Genomic DNA, 18,154 nt, shown 5'->3' on the forward strand with positions numbered 1-18,154 from the left:
CGGGAGGGGTCAGACGACCTCGACGCCGGGACGCCCCGCCTCGACCCGCAGCCGCGCCAGCGTGCTCGGCGTCGCCGTCTGCTGCCGGACCGTGTCCACGATCCGCACCTGCGCGTCGATGCCGTCACGGCGGATGTCGAAGAGGTGGTAGCCGCGGTGGGCGTCGAGCAGCTTCCAGTGCGGATTGTCCGGCACCCGCGGGTCCCACTCCTTGTGGAACGCGTCCTGGTCCTGGTCGCCGTTGCTGGAGATGGACGTACCGACGAACTCGGCGCCGACGACGGCGGAGTCCGGGTCGGCGTAGTCCTCCTTGAGGTCGCTGATCATCGTCAGATGGCGGTCGCCCGTGAACACGACCGGGTTGCGGACGTGCTTCAACTCCTCCATCAGTTCATCGCGTTCGACCTGGTAGCCGTCCCAGGCGTCGTAGAACCAGAGCTTGCCGGGGCCGACCTGGAGGTCGGTCTCGGCCATCATGATCTGCGAGCCGATCATGTTCCAGCGGGCCGGCGAGTGCCGCAGCCCGTTGATCAGCCACTTCTTCTGCTCGGCGCCCAGCATGGTGAGCGAGGGGTCCTGGGCCGCCTCCTGGCTCTTGACCTGGTCGCTGCGGTACTGCCGGGTGTCCAGCACGCTGAGCCGGGCGAGGCGGCCGAACTCCAGACGGCGGTACATCTGGATGTGCGGGCCGTTCGGGATGGCGCTCGCCCGGACCGGCATGTGCTCGTAGTACGCCTGGTAGCCGGCCGTCAGCCGGGCCACGAAGGCGTCGTGCGACTGCTTGTCCGGGTCCTGCGGGATCTCACCGGCGAAGTCGTTGTCGATCTCGTGGTCGTCGAAGGTCACCACGAAGGGCGCGTTCGCGTGCATCGCCGCGAGGTCCGGGTCGGTGCGGTACTGGGCGTACCGGTTGCGGTACTGGACCAGGCTGTACGGCTCACCCGTGCCCTCGTGCCTGCGCAGGGCTGTCGCCGACGGCGTCGACTCGTAGATGTAGTCGCCGACGAACAGCACGAAGTCGGGGTCCTGGTCCAGCATGTCGGCGTACGGCGTGAAGTAGCCGTGCTGCCAGTTCTGGCAGGAGGCCAGCGCCATGCGCAGCCGGCCGCCGGAGCTCGCCGGGTGGGGCGCGGTCCGGGTGCGGCCGGTCGGCGAGATCTGGCCGCCGACGCGGAAGCGGTACCAGTACGTACGGCCCGGCCGCAGCCGCCGTACGTCCACGTGAACGCTGTGTCCCAGCTCGGGCCGGGCCTGGGCCACCCCGCGGCGCACCGGCTTGCGGAACCGCTCGTCCTCGGCGAGCTCCCACTCGACCGAGACGGCGGAGTCGGGCATCCCGCCGCCGTTCAGCGGGTCCGGCGCGAGCCGGGTCCACAGCACGATGCCGTCCGGCAGCGGGTCACCGGAGGCGACGCCGAGGCTGAACACGCCGTCGGGCAGCGGGGTTTCGGCGGCGCGGGCGGCTGTCGGCAGCCACAGCTGGGCGGAGGCCGCCGCGCCGAGCACGGCGGCCCCGGCGGTCAGAAAACGGCGTCGGTCGGGGGACACGGACCCGAGCTCATGGGTCATCGACGAACTCCCTTGCCTCGCTGGCCTCTTGGACACTTCGGATGCTCATGCTTCAGGGCGGTCCGCCCGTTGAACGGCGTACTTCGCGTGCATGACAAACAGGGAGACAACAGAAGACCCGTCGCAGAGGAGCGAGAACGTGCCCTTGCCGCGACGGGTCTGCCGGGGAATCAGTGGTTGAACCCGGAGCCGAGCCTCGCGTTCGCCGCGACGGTGCCGAGGGTCCCGGCCCCGAAGGTGAACGAGCCGGTCGGGGTGATCCCGGCGGACGTGGACCTGAGGACCCACACCGAGCCGGCGTTCGCGTTCTCCCCCGGGGCGCCCACGGCGAGTTCGGCGCGGCCGTCGCCGTTGCCGTCGACGAGGCGGGTGGCGGCGCCGAACGCGTCGCCGGTCTCGGCCGCGCCCGGCACGTCGGCGGTGGCCTGGTTGACCCCCTTGGCGCCGGTCCCGGTCACCCCGTTCGCGCCGCCGCGCAGGACGACCACGCCGCCGGCGTTGCTGAGACCGTCGAAGTCCTCGCCGGGCACGCCGGTGGCGACATCGGCGTATCCGTCGCCGTTGACGTCGGCGACCGACACGTCCGTCCCGAAGCCGTCGGCGCGCTCGGCGGCGCCCGGGACTCCGCCGCTGTCCTGGTTGACGTATGTCACCTTCGTGCCGACCGGTCCGTCCGCGGAGCCGGGGATGAAGGCGACCCGGCCGCCCTTGGGGAGGGGAGTGTCGACGTCACTGTCGTACCCGTCCACGGGACGGCCCACGACGACGTCCTCGAACCCGTCCCCGTTCACGTCGCCGACGTCGAGCGACTCGCCGCCCTGGACCCGCAGGTCCCTGCCGTCGCGGACCACGACGCCCTCGGCGAGCCCGTCCGGCGTGCCCCGCCAGTAGGTCACCCGGCGGGCGTCGTACTCGTCGCCGTCGTGCATGGTGCCCACGACGTCGTCGATGCCGTCGCCGTTCACATCGCCGGTGGCCAGGTCCAGGAACCGCGGGTCGGACTCGTCGAGGACGATCTGCTCGCCGCCGCTCGCGGCCCCGTCGCGCCCGAACGGCCCCTTGACGACCCGCAGTTCGACGAGGCTCTCGACGACCACGAGGTCCGGCGCACCGTCACCGTCGACGTCACCGACGGTGAGCTGCCCCCGGGCGCTGAGCCGGTCGTAGGTGTCGCGCCCGTACGCCAGTGGCGCCCCGCCCGACAGTCCGTTCGCCCCGCCCCAGACGACCTGCACCAGGCCGGTCTCGGCGCCCCCTTCGACCGAGTCCTCGCCGGTGACGCCGACGATCAGGTCGGCGTAGCCGTCCCGGTCGAGATCGGCGCTGCCCACCGCGCTGCCGAACAGGTCGCCGGTCTCGGCGGAGTCCGTGACGCCGGTGGTGTTCTGGCTAATGACCTGCCTGCTGGAGGTCTTGAGCCCGCTCGCCGACCCGTACACCACGGCGACGTACCCGGCCCGCTGCCTGCCGCCGACGGTCGCCTCGGGCGCCGCCACGGCGAGGTCGGAGTAGCCGTCGCCGTTGAAGTCGTCGTGCCGCGGTCCGGCGCTCACGGCGGCGGCCGGCGCCTCGGCGGCGGCGCCGGCCGCAGGAACCGTGAGGGCGCCCGCCACCAGCGCGATACCGGTGGCGAACACGAGGCGGCCGTGTCGGGAGCGGGGGTGATCCACGTCGACTCCGGGAGTCCGAGGGGCAGTTGGGCGCGCGGCGAGGCACAAGATCCTCATCCGCGCTGCCCAGTACGACTCACCGGAGGGGCGGGTGGTTGCCCTGAGGTACGACGTGAATTCACTTGTGGTTAACCGCGTCGGTGTCCGGCGGGGTGGGGCCCGGAACGGCTCGCGGGACGGGCCCCAGAGCAGCTCGCGGGATGGGCCCCGGCACGGCTCGCGGGACGGGGCCCAGAAGGCTCGCGGGACGGACCCAGGAGCAGCTCGCGGGACGGGGCCCAGAAGGCTCGCCGGACGGGCCCCAGACCGGCTCGCGGGATGGAGCCTAGAACGGCTCGAAGTCGTCGAACTCCCGCGAGGCCTCGTCCCGTTCGGCGTCGCGGTCCCGCCTGCGCTGCGCGGCGGGGCGCGGTGCCTCGAAGCGATGGTCCTCGCCACGACGCCCGAGCATCTCCGCGCCGGCCGTCATCGTCGGCTCCCAGTCGAAGACAACGGCGTTCTCCTCGGGGCCGATGGCGACGCCGTCGCCGGACCGGGCGCCCGACTTCATCAACTCCTCCTCGACACCGAGGCGGTTGAGCCGGTCGGCGAGGTATCCCACGGCCTCGTCGTTGTTGAAGTCGGTCTGCCGCACCCAGCGCTCGGGCTTCTCGCCGCGCACCCGGAACAGCGGCTCGCCGCCGACCTCCTCGCGCGTCACCGTGAAGCCGGCGTCGTCGACGGCCTTGGGCCGGATCACGATCCGCGTCGCCTCTTCCTTCGGCTTCGCGGCACGCGCCTTGGCCACCAGGTCCGCCAGCGCGAACGACAGCTCCTTCAGCCCGATGTGCGCGACGGCGGACACCTCGAAGACCCGGTATCCCCGAGCCTCCAGGTCCGGCCGCACCATCTCGGCGAGGTCCTTGCCGTCCGGTACGTCGATCTTGTTCATGACGACGATCCGCGGCCGGTTGTCCAGCCCGCCGTACTCCCGCAGCTCCGCCTCGATGACGTCCAGGTCGGAGACGGGGTCGCGGTCGGACTCCAGCGTCGCGGTGTCCAGGACGTGCACGAGCACGCTGCACCGCTCGACGTGCCGCAGGAACTCCAGGCCCAGGCCCTTGCCCTGGCTGGCGCCCGGGATGAGCCCCGGCACGTCGGCGACGGTGTACACGGTCGACCCGGCGGTCACCACACCGAGGTTCGGCACGAGGGTCGTGAAGGGATAGTCCGCGATCTTCGGCTTGGCGGCGCTCAGCACGGAGATGAGCGAGGACTTGCCGGCGCTCGGGTACCCGACCAGCGCCACGTCGGCGACCGTCTTCAGCTCCAGGACGATGTCCTGGAGGTCGCCCGGCTCACCGAGCAGCGCGAAGCCCGGGGCCTTGCGGCGCGCCGACGCCAGCGCGGCGTTGCCGAGCCCGCCCCGGCCGCCCTGGGCGGCGACGAAGGAGGTGCCCTGCCCGACCAGGTCGGCGAGCACGTTGCCCGCCTTGTCCAGCACCACCGTGCCGTCCGGCACCGGCAGCACCAGGTCCTGGCCGTCCTTGCCCGACCGGTTGCCGCCCTCGCCGGGCTTGCCGTTGGTGGCCTTGCGGTGCGGGGAGTGGTGGTAGTCGAGCAGTGTGGTGATCGACTGGTCGACCGTGAGGATCACGTCGCCGCCGCGCCCGCCGTTGCCGCCGTCGGGCCCGCCGAGCGGCTTGAACTTCTCACGGTGAACGGAGGCACAGCCGTGGCCTCCGTTACCCGCGGCGACATGCAATTCGACGCGGTCCACGAAGGTGGTCATGGTTCAGTGCCTCCAGAAAGTACGGAATGTCTACTACGTAACACGCGAAAGGCGGACCCGCCTTCCCCGAAGGGAAGTGAGGTCCGCCTCGCGAAACGTTCGGTCGAAGCCGTGAGTCAGGGAACTCAGGCGACCGGAACGATGTTCACGACCTTGCGGCCACGGCTGGTGCCGAACTCCACCGCACCGGCGTTCAGCGCGAACAGCGTGTCGTCGCCGCCACGGCCGACGCCCGCACCGGGGTGGAAGTGGGTGCCGCGCTGGCGGACCAGGATCTCACCCGCGCTGACGACCTGACCGCCGAAGCGCTTCACGCCGAGCCGCTGGGCATTCGAGTCGCGACCGTTCCGGGTGGACGATGCGCCCTTCTTGTGTGCCATTTCTCCTCAGTCCCTTACTTCGCAGCCGCGGGGATCTCAGTGACCTTGATCGCCGTGTACTGCTGGCGGTGGCCCTGACGGCGACGGTAACCGGTCTTGTTCTTGTAGCGCAGAATGTCGATCTTCTGGCCCTTGTGGTGGTCCACGACCTCGGCCTGGACCTTGATGCCGGCCAGCACCCACGGGTCGCTGGTCACAGCGTCGCCGTCGACAACGAGCAGGGTCGAGAGCTCGACCGTGTCGCCAACCTTGGCAGTGGAAATCTTGTCAACCTCAACGATGTCGCCGACAGCAACCTTGTGCTGGCGACCACCGCTGCGCACGATGGCGTACACGCGGATCTCACTCTCTCGCTCGGAAACGGCACCCCCGCAGTCCAGCCACCACGCACGCGGGCGGCCTCTCCGGAACACCCTGTGCTCCGGAGGATGAGGTTTACGGGGATGTGGCGTGCCTATATCCACGGACACGCCGACGGTCAAGGTTACGGGGCCGTGGCCGAGGGGGTCAAACCGGGCCGGGCCCCACGAGAGTGCGGCCGGTCACAGGGACCGGCCGCACCTCACTGGTCGATGACCGTCACTGGTCGGTGACCGTCACTGGTCGGTGACCGTCACTGGTCGACGACCGTCACTCGTCGGTGGCGGCCGAGACCGTGGTCTTCTTCGCCGTCGCCTTGGCCGCGGCCGTCTTGGCGGTGGTCTTCGCCGCCTTCTTGGCCGTCGCCTTCTTGGCGGCCGTCTTCTTGGCCGCGGTCTTCTTGGTGGCGGCCTTCTTCGCCGTCGCCTTCTTGGCCGTCTTACGGGCCGTCTTCTTGGCCGGAGCGGCCTCGGCGACGTCCTCGTCCGCGGCCGGGGCCTCCGCCTCGGCGGCGGGGAGGACCACGACGGCCGTCTCCTCGGACGCGGTCGGCGCGGTGGCCTTGCGCACGGCGCGGCGCCGCGGACGGGCCGGAGCGGCGCTCTCGGCGACCGCCTCGGCCGCGGGCGCGGCGGTCTCCTCGGCCGGAGCCTCGACCGCGGCCTCGGCGGGGGTCTCCCCGACCGTCACCACGGTGGCCTCGGCACCCGCCGGCGACCCGGCGGGCGCGGACACCTTGCGGGTCGCGCGGCGCCGCGTACGGCCCTTGGGCGCGGCCTCCTCGGCGACCGGGGCCTCGACCACGGCGTCCTCCAGCGCCGCCGGCTCGGCCTTCGCCTCGGCGGCCGGCTCCGGCTGCACGGGGCGCTCGACCTCCTCGGCCACGGTCACGTCCTGAGCGGTGGGAACCGCCTCGGCCTTCTTCGGCGCACCCGCCGGAGCCGACACCCGCCGGCCCCCGCGGCGCCGCGAGCGACCACCGCGAGCGGCGGCCTCGGCCTCGGCGACGCTGCTGTACAGCTCCTCGTCCGGCGCGAAGGCCGGCTCCGCGAGCGCGGCCGGCTCGGCGACCTCGGCAGCAACCTCGGCCTCGGTCTCCGCCTCCTCCTCGGCCGTCTCGGCCGGCTCGGTGGCGACGGACGCCTCGTGGACGTGCTCGGGACCGGCACCGGCACGCGCGCGCTTCTTGCGCTTGCCGCCACCGCCGCCGCCGCCGCCGCCGACGGCGGTCGGTTGCTCCATGTGCACGATGACACCGCGACCGTTGCAGTGGACGCAGGTCTCGGAGAAGGACTCCAGCAGACCCTGGCCGACCCGCTTGCGGGTCATCTGGACGAGCCCCAGCGAGGTCACTTCGGCCACCTGGTGCTTGGTCCGGTCCCGGCCCAGGCACTCCAGCAGGCGCCGCAGCACCAGGTCCCGGTTGGACTCCAGGACCATGTCGATGAAGTCGATGACGATGATGCCGCCGAGGTCGCGCAGTCGCAGCTGACGCACGATCTCCTCGGCCGCCTCCAGGTTGTTCCTGGTGACGGTCTCCTCGAGGTTGCCGCCCTGACCGGTGAACTTGCCGGTGTTGACGTCGACGACGACCATCGCCTCGGTCCGGTCGATCACCAGCGAACCGCCGCTGGGCAGCCAGACCTTGCGGTCCAGCGCCTTGGCGAGCTGCTCGTCGATCCGGTACGTGGCGAAGACGTCGACCTCGGAGGTCCACTTCGACAGGCGGTCGGCCAGGTCGGGCGCGACGTGCGAGACGTATCCGTGGATGGTCTCCCAGGCGTCGTCACCGCTGACGACGACCTTGGAGAAGTCCTCGTTGAAGATGTCCCGGACGACCCGGACGGTCATGTCCGGCTCGCCGTACAGCAGCGTCGGCGCGTTGCCGTTCTTGGCCTTCTTCTGGATGTCCTCCCACTGCGACTGCAGCCGCTCGACGTCCCGGCGCAGCTCGTCCTCGCTCGCGCCCTCGGCGGCGGTGCGCACGATGACGCCCGCGTCCTCGGGGACGATCTTCTTGAGGATGGTCTTCAGCCGCGCCCGCTCGGTGTCGGGCAGCTTGCGGCTGATGCCGGTCATGGAGCCCTCGGGGACGTACACGAGGTAACGGCCCGGCAGGGAGACCTGGCTGGTCAGACGCGCGCCCTTGTGGCCGATCGGGTCCTTCGTCACCTGGACGAGCACCGACTGGCCGGACTTCAGGGCGGACTCGATGCGCCGTGGCCCGTTGGCCATGCCGAGCGCCTCGAAGTTGACCTCACCGGCGTACAGGACGGCGTTGCGCCCCTTGCCGATGTCGATGAAGGCGGCCTCCATCGACGGCAGCACGTTCTGGACCTTGCCCAGGTAGACGTTGCCGACGTACGAGGTCGACTGCTCCTTGTTGACGTAGTGCTCGACGAGCACGTTGTCCTCGAGGACGCCGATCTGGGTGCGGTCGCCGTGCTGGCGGACCACCATCACGCGCTCGACTGCCTCACGCCGGGCCAGGAACTCGGCCTCGGTGATGATCGGGACGCGGCGGCGGCCCTGCTCGCGGCCTTCGCGGCGGCGCTGCTTCTTGGCCTCCAGGCGGGTGGAGCCCTTGATGGACTGCACCTCGTCGGACGGCTCGGCCTTCGGACGGGGCTCGCGGACCTTGACGACGGTGCGCTCGGGGTCGCCGTCACCGGGCTCGGTGTCGACGGAGCTGTCACCGGCGCGCCGACGACGGCGCCGGCGGCGACGGCTGCTGGAGCTGGACCCGCCGCCGTCCTCGCCGCGGGCGTCCTCGGCGTCCTCTTCCTCCTGCTCCGCGGTGTCCTCGGCGTCCTGCTCGGCCTGCGCGGCGGCGAGTTCGTCGGCCTCCTCGCCGTCGCCCTCGGTCTCGGCGGCCTCGCCGCGACGGCGGCGCCGGCCACCGCGCCGGCGGCGGCGACGCGAACCGGTGTCCTCGGACTCCTCGCCGTCGCCGAGGTCCTCGGCGGACTCCTCGGCCTCCTCGGACTCGTCCTCGGCGGCGGTCTCGGTGGCCTGTGCCTCGGCCTGCTCCTCGGCGAATCCGCCGCTGCGCCGACGGCGACGGCGCCGGGACGCGCCGGCCTGCTCCTCCGAGAACTCCTCGACGTCCTCGGTCTCCGCCTCGGCGGCGGCCTCGGCGGCGGCACGCTCGGGCGTCTGGAACTTCGGCTCGGTGAACACGGGCGCCTGGAACACGGCCATGGCGGGCCGCGCCGGGCGCGGGGCCTCGTCGGACGCCTCGGAGCCGGCGGCCCGGCGGCCGGCGGTGCGAGCACCGGCGGACTGAGCGGGCTCGGCGAAACCGGTGGCGGCGCGGCGGACGACCCGGCGACGGCGGCGGGGGCCGGCTTCCTCGCCGGCCTCGGCGGCCGGGGCCTCGGCCGCGGCGGGCTCGGTGGCGGCGAGGCCGGTGACCGCGGCGGTCTCGGTGTCGACACCGGGGGTCAGGGGGGTCTCGGCCGTGACCGGCGTCGCCTCGGTGGTCTCCGCGGCCTCTTCGGCGGCGGGGGCGGACACGCGGCGCGTGGCGCGGCGGCGCGAGCGGCGGGTGGCGGTCTCGGCAGCCTCACCGGCCGCGTCGGGCGTCTCGGCTTCGACGGGCTCGGCGACCTCGGCAGGGACCTCCGGCTCGGCGGCCGCCTCGGTCTCGGCGGGCGCGGTCACCTTGCGGGTGGCACGCCGACGGGTGCGACGCGGGGCCGCCTCCTCGGCGGGCTCGGCGGCCTCGGCGACCTCAGCAGGTGCGACGGTGCTCTCGTCTGCACCGGCCTGCGCGGCGGACTCCGGCGCCTGCGCGGGTGCCGGAGCACCAGCGGGAGCGGACGCCCGGCGTACCGCACGCCGACGCGTGCGAGGCGGCGTGGCCTCGGCGGTCACCTCGGTGCTCTCCGCGGCCTGGGCGTCGGAGCCCTCCGCCTCGGCGAGGGACGCGGCGGCGGCCACGGGCACCACGGTCTCGGCGGCCTCGGCAGCCGCGGGCGACCCGACGGGCGCGGACGCGCGACGCACCGCACGCCGACGCGGACGACCGGCGGACGCGCTCGCAGCAGCCTCCGCGGCCTCTTCGGCCTGCTCGGTCTCTGCGGCCTCTTCGGTCTCGGACGTCACCTCGGCCTCGACGGCCTCGGCGTTCTCCTCGGTCTCGACGGTGTCTTCGAGCACCGCCGCGACATCGGCCACCTCGGCGGCCGGTATGGCCGGCTCCACCACCTCTGCGGGCTGCGCCTCGGCGGCAGCCACGGGCGGTCCCGCCGGGCGGGACGCGGCACGCCGCCGCCGACGGGGCGGCAGGGTGTCGCTGGGAGTGTTCAGTTCGGAACCCTCGTTGGGTTCGGTCGGTTCGAGCATGCGGGCGTTTCTCCCGTCAGGCTCCCGGGCGCCGCGCCTGGTCCGGCGGCATGCCGGTGACGTCCGCGGCTCGCGCGGTGCGCGACTGCCGCCGTCCGGGGCGCGGGCGCCGCACGGGAGCTCTCTGTGTCCTGTCTCGCCGGTTCCGTACGCCTCATGCGTACGGCCTGGCGAAAGTCTTCTGGTCGGTGCGCTGCCCGACCCAGGTGGCTCCCGAGTACGAGGGCGGCGCTTCGACGTGCGTCCCTACCGGAACCTTCCTTACGCCGGCGCCTTCGCGGCGGCAGCGGGCTCGGCCTCGGTTGCGGCCGTCGCTGCCTCGCGGTCGGGCGCGAGCGGGTCGGTCACCGTGCCGGTCTCTTCATCGAACAGCCCCTGCGCCAGCCTGGTCACCGCTGCGGGGACCGGCGGCGCCAGGTCGGCCACGGCGCGGAGACCGGACAGGACGTCGTCGGGTCGTACGGCAGGCGTCACGTGCCGAACAACCAGCCGCAGTATCGCACAGGCCTGGTCGGTCGGCCTATCAGCCGTTTCATTATGCGTTTCAAGTTGTACGACCGCCGGGCGGGCGTCGAAGGTCCGGATGCCGTTCTTGGTCATCCGCTGGACCTCGACGGCCTCGGCGGCGTTGAAGGCGGCGACCGCCCTCTCGGCCTGCTCCGGTTCCACCCCGTCCAGCCGCAGCTCCCACACGGAAGCCGTCAGCCGGTCGGCGAGACCGGATGTCCGCGCCTCGACGGCGTCGATGATGTCGAGCCCGGGGGGCAGCGACTCGTCGAGGAGGACCCGCAGCTTCTCCGGATCCCGCGCCTCGGTGAGCGCGATCTCCAGGAACTCCGCCTCACTGCCCGTGCCGGTGGGTGCGGCATTGGCGTACGACACCTTCGGATGCGGCGTGAACCCCGCCGAGTACGCCATCGGCACCTCGGCACGGCGCAGCGCGCGCTCGAAGGCGCGCTGGAAGTCACGGTGGCTGGTGAACCGGAGGCGGCCGCGCTTGGTGTAGCGCAGTCGGATGCGCTGCACCGCGGGTGCGGGCGGCGGGCCTTCGGGCTGTCGCTTGCCCAGTGTCGTTCAGTCCTTCGTGAGAGCGGTCGTACTGCTACCAAGAGTACGTGTCTCGCGGCCCCGAGGTCCCCGCGCGGCCACCGCTTCCCGCTCACGGGTCTCCCCGAACAGCATTCGCCGGAAGTCGGCGCGCGCCTGCCGTACGGAGTCGCGGGCGGCGGTGAGGGCCTGCCGGGTGGTCCGGCCCACGCTGCGCGCGGCCTCGGCGGCGGGCCGGAGCACCGCGTCCCGGACGACGTGTCCGATCGGTGTGAGCACGGTCCGGTAGGCCCAGCGCACCGGCTCCACGAAGATCCACCGCAGGAGGCTCGCGAGGAACCTGCCGACGGCGAGCGAGATCCGCCCGGCGATCCGCCACGCATGACCGAGCGCGTCCCAGATCTCCCGGCCTACGACGGCCAGCGCGCGGCCGACCGGGGCGAGGACCCAGCGGTACAGGGCCAGCGCGGGCAGGACGAGCAGCACGCGGGCGATCCAGTACAGGGCGGCTCCTATGCCCGTGACGACGGCGCCCAGGAGCCACGCCACGCCCTTCGCGCACCAGGCGAGCGCGTGGCCGACCGGCGTGAGGATCCACTGGTACACCCACCTGGCCGGGACGACGAGGAGATACCGCGCCAGCCATGCCGCCGCGCCGAACAGGCCGAGCCCGATCGCGGCGAGCGCCGCGCCGAGCCCGTTCAGGACCCACAGCAGCGCGTGCCCGACGGGCGTGAGACCGCGCGCGTACAGCCACGTGAGCCCGGCCCCGATGCCCCGAGCCACCCACGCGCACGCGTGCCCGACGGGGGTCATCGCGTTCCGGTACAGCCACACCGCGGGCAGGACGACGAGCACGTTCCCGAGCCACCCGATCCCCTTCGCGACCGGCACCAGGACATAGCGCCACAGCCCCACGAACGGCCACACGAACACCGCCCGGCCGAGCCACAGCAGTGCCCGCCCCACCGGCCGCAGCACGGTGTCGTTCAGGAAGCGCCCGGCGACGACGAGCGCGTCCCACACCATCCGCACCGGCACGACGAGCACGAGCGCGACGATGCGCACCGGCACCCGGATCGCGACGACGAGGCACCCTTCCGGTGCCGGGTCCTGCGGGTGTCGTGGCGGCGGCTTCTCAAGGTCCATATCCGTGTAGACGCCACAGCCACCTGTCCGGATCCCGATGCCGGCCGCCACCCTGTACGGACCAGTGTGGGCGGGACAACAGCGGGCCGGGCGCCGGGGGTTCGCATTGCGGGGTGCGCCGAGCGGGTGAACAGTGGAGTTATAGGCCCGGGTCGGCCAACAGTTGATGCGGAACCGCGCAGAGCGCATCGGGAACCATCATGGCCAGAACCACTCGGCGATACCTCCTCAACAGGGTCAACGCGTCTCTCCTGGCTGCGGCACTCGCACTGCCGGCCGGTGTGACGAGCGCGGTGGCGGCCCAGCAGGCGCCCGACGCGGGCAGGACCGAGGCCCCCGTACAGACGCCGCCACCACCGCCGGAGCCTCCGCCACCGCCGCCACCAACGCCCGAGCCCGAGCCCCCACCGCCCGAGCCCCCACCGCCCGAGCCGCCGCCCAAGCCACCGCCGCCCCCCGATGACCCACCGCCCAAGCCACCGCCGCCCAAACCGCCGCCTCCCGATGACCCACCGCCCGCTGACGAGGACGAGGATCAGCAGGACCAGGGAGAGGGAGAGGACAAGGAAACGAAGACGAAGGACCCGCCGTCGGAGCAGACGCAAGCGGTTGAAGAGGTGACGACGACGCTCAGCGCGAGGCGTGATGACGTACCCAAGGAGCTGACGGCGTCCGTCGACGCGGTGACCGCCACGCTCCGGGCGGCCGAAACCCCGGACACCACACCGCAGGACCGGGGAGCGGTCACGGACAGCGCAAAGGAACTGGCCTCGGCGCTGGAGGTCATCAGCGACGACAGCACGCCGGCCAAGGTACGGAAACAGCTGACCGTGCTCGTGAAGCAGGTGCCCGAAACCCTGGAGGCCGGGCAGGCCCCGGACGTGCCTCCTGAGGACCGTTCGCGGCTCTTCCTGGTGGTGAAGCGGACGACCGGCATGTTCGGCTTGGTCGCCGATCCCCAGACGCCCCAGAGCGTGGCCGGGCCGACGATGGAAGCGATCAGAGACACGAACAAAGCGGAGGAACAGGACAAGGGGAATGACGAGACGGGCGTGACGATAAGTTCCTCAATGGATCTTATCAGTGACCGGCAGATACCCGAGAAGCAGCGCCAGAGGCTCGCGGAGATCACGGCGGAGGTCAGTCGGCTGATGAAACGAGCGACCGACCCCAAGGCCTCGCCGGAGGAACGGGCCGAAGCTCGACAGGAGATGAACGACCGGACCTCCCGGATGAAGGACGAGCAGGAAGAGGCCGCCTCGGCTCAGGAGCCACCGGACTCTCCGCTCGGGGAGGCCGCCGAAGTCTGCACCAACGCCGTGTTCGAGGCCGTTTCGCAGCAGGACCTCTCGAAGGGGCTGGAAGACGTTACGCCCCCGGATTGGGACAGCACCGGGGTCAAGGACTTCTGGAAGGCCAGCGACGAGGGAAACGACGTGCTCGACGTCCGCGCCCAGTTGGAGAACGACCAGCACGCCCACGCCCCCTTCGAGGTCGCGCCGCTCATCACCGGGCTCGCCGAAATCGTGGAGGGGAGGGACCTGATCGGAAAACTCGGCGGGAAGCCGTCCGCCCATTGCCGCCAGACGGCCGTGTACCTGCGCGAGGAAGGCGTCACGGTGGGCAGCTGGCTGCCGAGCGACGAGGGATAGGCCTGCGCGGGACCGTCGTCACACACCGGCGGACTTCAGCAGTTCCGCCACAGGCACCTCGGCGTCGGCCCGCATGCCGGCGGCCCCGTACCTGTCCAACTCCCTTCGCTCTTCCCGCAGGTCGCCCTTTGTCTCCCAGTACCGACGCGAGGAGATGGAGGAAACGGTCCGGGCACCCGGCGACCAGGTCGTCGTCACGAACCGTGGTTTGCGTGTCACGTTGATGAGGTTGTTGTTGTGCCGGACGCGCCCGCTGTAGATGATCTGCTGTCCGCACAGCACCCACTGGCAGTAATAGCGCTTGTCGCTTTCGTGCCAGGTGTAGTGCGCTTCACTGAACTCGTCCACATCGAGCTTTCCCCGGTCCTTCCTCATGTAGGAGATCTGCACATTGACGCTGACCGTGTCGTATTTCGCTTCTCTGGGAAGCTGAAAGACGCGCCGGGTCGAGAACTCCTGCCCGACTTCGAGCCACTTGCCGGCGCCGTAGACGTGATTGCTGCTGATCGTGGTCTTGCTGAGATCACCGATGTAGAGCTCGGCCTCCCCCAGCGTGTTTCCCAACTCCCCGGCGGTCTCTCGCCACTCCTCCACCAATTCCGCGTCCCTGGGTTCTTCGGAGTATGCGGCGGCCCTGCCCCGGACCGTGTAGATGTCATTGATGACATAGACGGGAATTCCTCCGGTGTTCTTCATGGAAAACGTCAGTGGCACATGGACGAACGGCAGTTCCCGATCCGCCCGCGCCGCCCCGAACTCCGCCTTCAAGGTGAGGTGCATGGGGGCTGCCGTCGGTTGGTACATGGTCGAGTAGGCCAGGCTGACACCGGTCAGGAGCGCGGAGACCACGACGCCGGCCGCGAATCTCTTGGGCCATGGGACACCTTTCCAGCATTTCTCCCGCACGAGAACGACGAGCGCCCACACCGACCAGAACCAAAGGGGCAGGAACACCAGCAGATAGGGCGTGTATTCCCTCTCTTCGAGCCACATGAAGAGCAGGAGGCTGGACGTGGCCAGCGAGATGAGCACTCCGAGCAGCACGACAGCCCCGGAGATCCTGAACTGGCGTCTCCCCCAGTAGTCGAGCACGGTCACCACGGCCAGGCCCTGCACGAGGCCCGTCAGCACGAAGAGCACGCCGGTCATCCGTTGCGCGAAGGTGAGGGCCCCTGAGGCGTCCGGCCATCCGACGGCCGCGCTGAGCACCATGGACGCCAGCAGTCCGGCCATCATCAGCACGAGCGTCGCGTGTCTTCGCCAGGGGTGGTCCGGCCACGTGCCGCTGTCGCCGCCGCGCCAGCATATGGAGGTCGTGTCCTCCAGATCCGTGTCGTCCGGTAAGCCGAGACTGCGGAGAATCCTGCGTAGCTCCCCCACCGACCAGGCGCTGCCCACCGTCCGACCGCCCACGGTCACCCGGCGAAGCCCACGACGGTCCGGTGCTTCGACGACGACCCATGGGCGGATGCTCATGCCCCCAGGCTCGGACGCGGCCCATCCGAGCGCACCCGGGGCTACCCCGTTCGGCAGCGGCTCCGACGCGAATGAACTCAAGGAGCGTGGCCCTGCCCGGACGGGTGAGCGAGCGGGACCCCCTCCCGTACGCATTCCGGAACCCGGTCGATGACGATCAGGGCCACGTCGTCCTTCAGGAAGTCGCGGGTGTGGCCGATCAGCCGCTGATGGAGTTCGTCCAGGAACTGCCCCGGAGTGGCCGCGTCCACCGCCTCCATCACCTCGGGCAGCGGAAAGAACTCGCCGCGGTCGTCGCGGGCTTCGACCACGCCGTCGGTGTAGAGGAGCAGCCGGTCGCCGGGCTCGAAGGCGTGGCTTTCCGGCGCGACCGGCAGGGTGGGCATCAGGTCTTCCAGCCCCAGCGGCGGCATGGGCACGCCGGCGTCGAGTGCGCAGACCCGGCCCTCGCGCAGCACCAGCGGAGCCGGATGGCCGCGGTTGATCAGCTGGACCTGGGACTCGTCCGTCACCTCGGCGACGACCGCGGTGACGAAGCACTCCATCCGGTAGTCCTCGTCGTGGTCGGCGGCGCGCTGCCTGCGCACGGCCGCCGCGCAGTGATCGACGACCTCGGCCAGATCCTTCTCGTAGTGGGCCGCTTCCCTGAACGCCCCCAGCACGGCCGCGGCCGCGTGGACGGCGGGCAGGCCCTTGCCCCGCACATCGCCGACGATCACCCGGACCCCGTACCGGGTCTGCACGGCCTCGTACAGGTCCCCGCCGATCCTCGCCCCGGACTCGGCCGCCAGGTAGATGCTCGCGGCGCGCAGCGGACCCAGGTGCGGGGACACGGGTCGCAGCAGCACGTCCTGAGCCGCCTCGGAGACCCGGCGGACCTGGTCCATCTCATGCTTCCTGCGCCTGCGCATGACGTTGCTGATCGTCACGCAGGCGACGGACACCACGAGCAGCCCCAGGAGGTTGCTGTAGATCTGCCCTTCGCCCCAGGAGTGATGGATGGTGGCGGACGTGGTGCTCACCGCCCCGGCGCCCATCGCCGCCGACAGGGTGCCCAGCGGGCCCATCGTCAGGGCGGCGAGCGGCGGCATCGCGGTGAGCAGGGGCCCGGTGTACACGAAGTGCATCGGCGAGAGCTCGATACCCAGCCCGACCAGCAGGACAGCGAACGGCACACACTGGCCGACCCTGAGAAGGAGACGGCCATGTTCGCCCGCTCCGGCATGCGCGGGAGCGGGAGGGAGCCACCGCATGACAACACGGTCTCTCGCCGCTGTCCCGAATACCAGTCGAGCCGAGATCCCGAGACGGGGAGGCGCACGCCACGCTCCGCGCAGGCCGGGTCGACGCGAAGGCCCCCGCTCACGGCCGTAGAGTGAAAAGACCGGGTCGGCCGAACGGCACAGTGCTCCGCGACCAAGGGGTGATCATGAGCTTCGCCTACTCGTCGATCCAGACCCGGCAGGAGGACGGCGTCCTGTTCGCCACCCTCGCCGCCGACCCCCTCAATCTCCTCGGCGTCGATCTCGTCCGTGACTTGGTCTCGCTCGTCGGCACGCTGTACGACGACCCCGGTGACGTACGGGTCGTCGTGATCGAGAGTGCGTCGGACGGGTATTTCTCGGCGCACGTGGACCTCACGGCGATCCCGCAGTACACCGCCGAGGCCGCGAAGGCCGGCGGGCCGGGGGACGCCTCGCTCGGGATGTTCCTGTACAAGCTGGCGCACGTCCCCGTGATCACCATCGCCAAGGTGCGCGGCCGGGCACGCGGCGGCGGCAACGAACTCGCCCTGGCGTGCGACATGATCTTCGCGTCCCGCGAGAACGCGGTCTTCGGCCAGTTCGAGTCCGGCACCGGCGCCCTGCCCGGCGCCGGCGGAGTCCAGCATCTGGCCCGGCGGCTGGGCAGAACACGCGCCATCGAGGCCATCGCCGGCGCCGACGACTTCGACGCCGACCTCGCCGAACGCTACGGCTGGATCAACCGCGCCCTGCCCGACGCCGAACTGGACGGCTTCGTCGAACGCCTGGCCAAACGCATCGCCGGCTTCCCACCGGCGGGCGTCAAGGCCGCCAAGCGCGCCGTCAACGACCTCACGCTGGCGGCCCCGGCGGCCGTACGCTCCGACGCGGCCACGTTCGTAGGCCTGGTCGGCCTGCCGGAAACGCAGGAACGCCTGACCGACCTGGCGAACCGGGGTCTGCAGAAGCCCGGCGACGTAGAACGTGACCTGGGCAGGGCGGTGGCGGAGTTCGACGACGGCGGTCACTGACGGATCCGGAACGCGCCCCGCCCAGCCGCTGAAGTCCCCGGAACCGCCGGAGTCGTATCAGGAGGCGCCTCGGCTGTCGGCCTCCGCCCGGGCGATGGCCTCCGCCTCGGCGTCGGCCATGGCCAGCGTGACCCCGAGCGCCTGCGCGATGTGGCCGGCGGCGGACATGACACGTGCCGTCCCCACGACGGGGGCGATCGCGACCAGCAGGTCCTGCACCTGCTCGACCGTGAAGTCGGCCCTGATCGCAGGGTTGATATGGGCCAGGTACGAGACGGCCGGCGCGTCCATGGCCACGAGTGCGGCGACGCGGGTGAGGATGAGCGTCCGTTCGTCCATGTTGCAGTGCTCGATGGAGTCGATCGTCATGGCGGCGATCGTGTCCAGCACCGGGGTCTCGGATGCAGTAGCCATGGTGGGGCCGCCTTCCGCTGCCGTAGGGAGCTGAACCGCCGCTC

The 18,154-nt window shown here is 71.4% G+C and carries 13 protein-coding genes; 2 read left to right on the forward strand and 11 right to left on the reverse strand.

The features are described from left to right. Positions 1-9 precede the first annotated feature (9 nt). The 8 genes from ACIRD7_RS11690 to ACIRD7_RS11725 form a co-directional block, all read right to left on the reverse strand. Entirely contained in the window at positions 10-1,569 is a 1,560-nt protein-coding gene (locus ACIRD7_RS11690) for an alkaline phosphatase D family protein (protein WP_403452493.1), read from the reverse strand. 170 nt (positions 1,570-1,739) lie between these two features. Then, a complete protein-coding gene (locus ACIRD7_RS11695; RefSeq protein ID WP_403452495.1) occupies positions 1,740-3,239 on the reverse strand; it encodes a VCBS repeat-containing protein in 1,500 nt (499 codons plus the stop codon). Positions 3,240-3,564: 325 nt separating this feature from the next. Beyond that, entirely contained in the window at positions 3,565-5,010 is a 1,446-nt protein-coding gene (obgE, locus tag ACIRD7_RS11700) for a GTPase ObgE (RefSeq protein WP_403452497.1), read from the reverse strand. A gap of 125 nt (positions 5,011-5,135) precedes the next feature. Beyond that, positions 5,136-5,390, reverse strand: a complete 255-nt coding sequence (gene rpmA, locus ACIRD7_RS11705) for a 50S ribosomal protein L27 (protein ID WP_398829979.1) — start codon at positions 5,388-5,390, stop codon at positions 5,136-5,138. A gap of 14 nt (positions 5,391-5,404) precedes the next feature. After that, a complete protein-coding gene (gene rplU, locus ACIRD7_RS11710) occupies positions 5,405-5,725 on the reverse strand; it encodes a 50S ribosomal protein L21 (protein WP_004931419.1) in 321 nt (106 codons plus the stop codon). A gap of 295 nt (positions 5,726-6,020) precedes the next feature. Beyond that, positions 6,021-10,097 (reverse strand): ribonuclease E/G, encoded by a 4,077-nt coding sequence (locus ACIRD7_RS11715; RefSeq protein WP_403452499.1) that lies wholly within the window; start codon positions 10,095-10,097, stop codon positions 6,021-6,023. A 261-nt stretch (positions 10,098-10,358) separates the two neighbouring features. Further along, on the reverse strand, positions 10,359-11,123 hold the full coding sequence (locus ACIRD7_RS11720) for a TIGR03936 family radical SAM-associated protein (protein ID WP_403452501.1): 765 nt from the start codon (positions 11,121-11,123) through the stop codon (positions 10,359-10,361). A 48-nt stretch (positions 11,124-11,171) separates the two neighbouring features. Next, complete coding sequence (locus tag ACIRD7_RS11725) at positions 11,172-12,293, reverse strand: hypothetical protein (protein ID WP_403452503.1); 1,122 nt, start codon at positions 12,291-12,293, stop codon at positions 11,172-11,174. Positions 12,294-12,493: 200 nt separating this feature from the next. Between ACIRD7_RS11725 and ACIRD7_RS11730 the strand changes: the two genes are divergently transcribed. After that, positions 12,494-13,945 carry a hypothetical protein gene (locus ACIRD7_RS11730; protein ID WP_403452505.1) on the forward strand — a complete coding sequence of 484 codons (1,452 nt, stop codon included), beginning with the start codon at positions 12,494-12,496 and terminating at the stop codon, positions 13,943-13,945. 18 nt (positions 13,946-13,963) lie between these two features. On the opposite strand, the gene ACIRD7_RS11735 is transcribed toward ACIRD7_RS11730, so the two are convergent. Together ACIRD7_RS11735 and ACIRD7_RS11740 are read right to left on the reverse strand one after the other, a co-directional pair. Continuing rightward, complete coding sequence (locus ACIRD7_RS11735; protein ID WP_403452506.1) at positions 13,964-15,421, reverse strand: Yip1 family protein; 1,458 nt, start codon at positions 15,419-15,421, stop codon at positions 13,964-13,966. 77 nt (positions 15,422-15,498) lie between these two features. Beyond that, positions 15,499-16,596: a PP2C family protein-serine/threonine phosphatase gene (locus tag ACIRD7_RS11740; protein ID WP_403452508.1), complete on the reverse strand. Its 1,098-nt coding sequence runs from the start codon at positions 16,594-16,596 to the stop codon at positions 15,499-15,501. A gap of 254 nt (positions 16,597-16,850) precedes the next feature. On the opposite strand from ACIRD7_RS11740, the gene ACIRD7_RS11745 reads away from it, so the two are divergent. Next, positions 16,851-17,696 carry an enoyl-CoA hydratase/isomerase family protein gene (locus ACIRD7_RS11745; protein WP_403452509.1) on the forward strand — a complete coding sequence of 282 codons (846 nt, stop codon included), beginning with the start codon at positions 16,851-16,853 and terminating at the stop codon, positions 17,694-17,696. A gap of 57 nt (positions 17,697-17,753) precedes the next feature. On the opposite strand, the gene ACIRD7_RS11750 is transcribed toward ACIRD7_RS11745, so the two are convergent. Next, a complete protein-coding gene (locus tag ACIRD7_RS11750) occupies positions 17,754-18,110 on the reverse strand; it encodes a carboxymuconolactone decarboxylase (protein ID WP_403452511.1) in 357 nt (118 codons plus the stop codon). Positions 18,111-18,154 lie beyond the last annotated feature (44 nt).

Origin of the sequence: Streptomyces sp. NPDC093568, assembly GCF_044764945.1 — a bacterium.
In the GTDB taxonomy this organism is placed as follows: Bacteria; Actinomycetota; Actinomycetes; order Streptomycetales; family Streptomycetaceae; genus Streptomyces.

Bases quoted from the DNA above. Each gene is read 5' to 3' on its own strand.
- ACIRD7_RS11690 (WP_403452493.1), bottom strand. From the start codon at position 1,569: ATGACCCATGAGCTCGGGTCCGTGTCCCCCGACCGACGCCGTTTTCTG.
- obgE (WP_403452497.1), bottom strand. From the start codon at position 5,010: ATGACCACCTTCGTGGACCGCGTCGAATTGCATGTCGCCGCGGGTAAC.
- rpmA (WP_398829979.1), bottom strand. From the start codon at position 5,390: ATGGCACACAAGAAGGGCGCATCGTCCACCCGGAACGGTCGCGACTCG.
- ACIRD7_RS11715 (WP_403452499.1), bottom strand. From the start codon at position 10,097: ATGCTCGAACCGACCGAACCCAACGAGGGTTCCGAACTGAACACTCCC.
- ACIRD7_RS11725 (WP_403452503.1), bottom strand. From the start codon at position 12,293: ATGGACCTTGAGAAGCCGCCGCCACGACACCCGCAGGACCCGGCACCG.
- ACIRD7_RS11730 (WP_403452505.1), top strand. From the start codon at position 12,494: ATGGCCAGAACCACTCGGCGATACCTCCTCAACAGGGTCAACGCGTCT.
- ACIRD7_RS11735 (WP_403452506.1), bottom strand. From the start codon at position 15,421: ATGAGCATCCGCCCATGGGTCGTCGTCGAAGCACCGGACCGTCGTGGG.
- ACIRD7_RS11745 (WP_403452509.1), top strand. From the start codon at position 16,851: ATGAGCTTCGCCTACTCGTCGATCCAGACCCGGCAGGAGGACGGCGTC.
- ACIRD7_RS11750 (WP_403452511.1), bottom strand. From the start codon at position 18,110: ATGGCTACTGCATCCGAGACCCCGGTGCTGGACACGATCGCCGCCATG.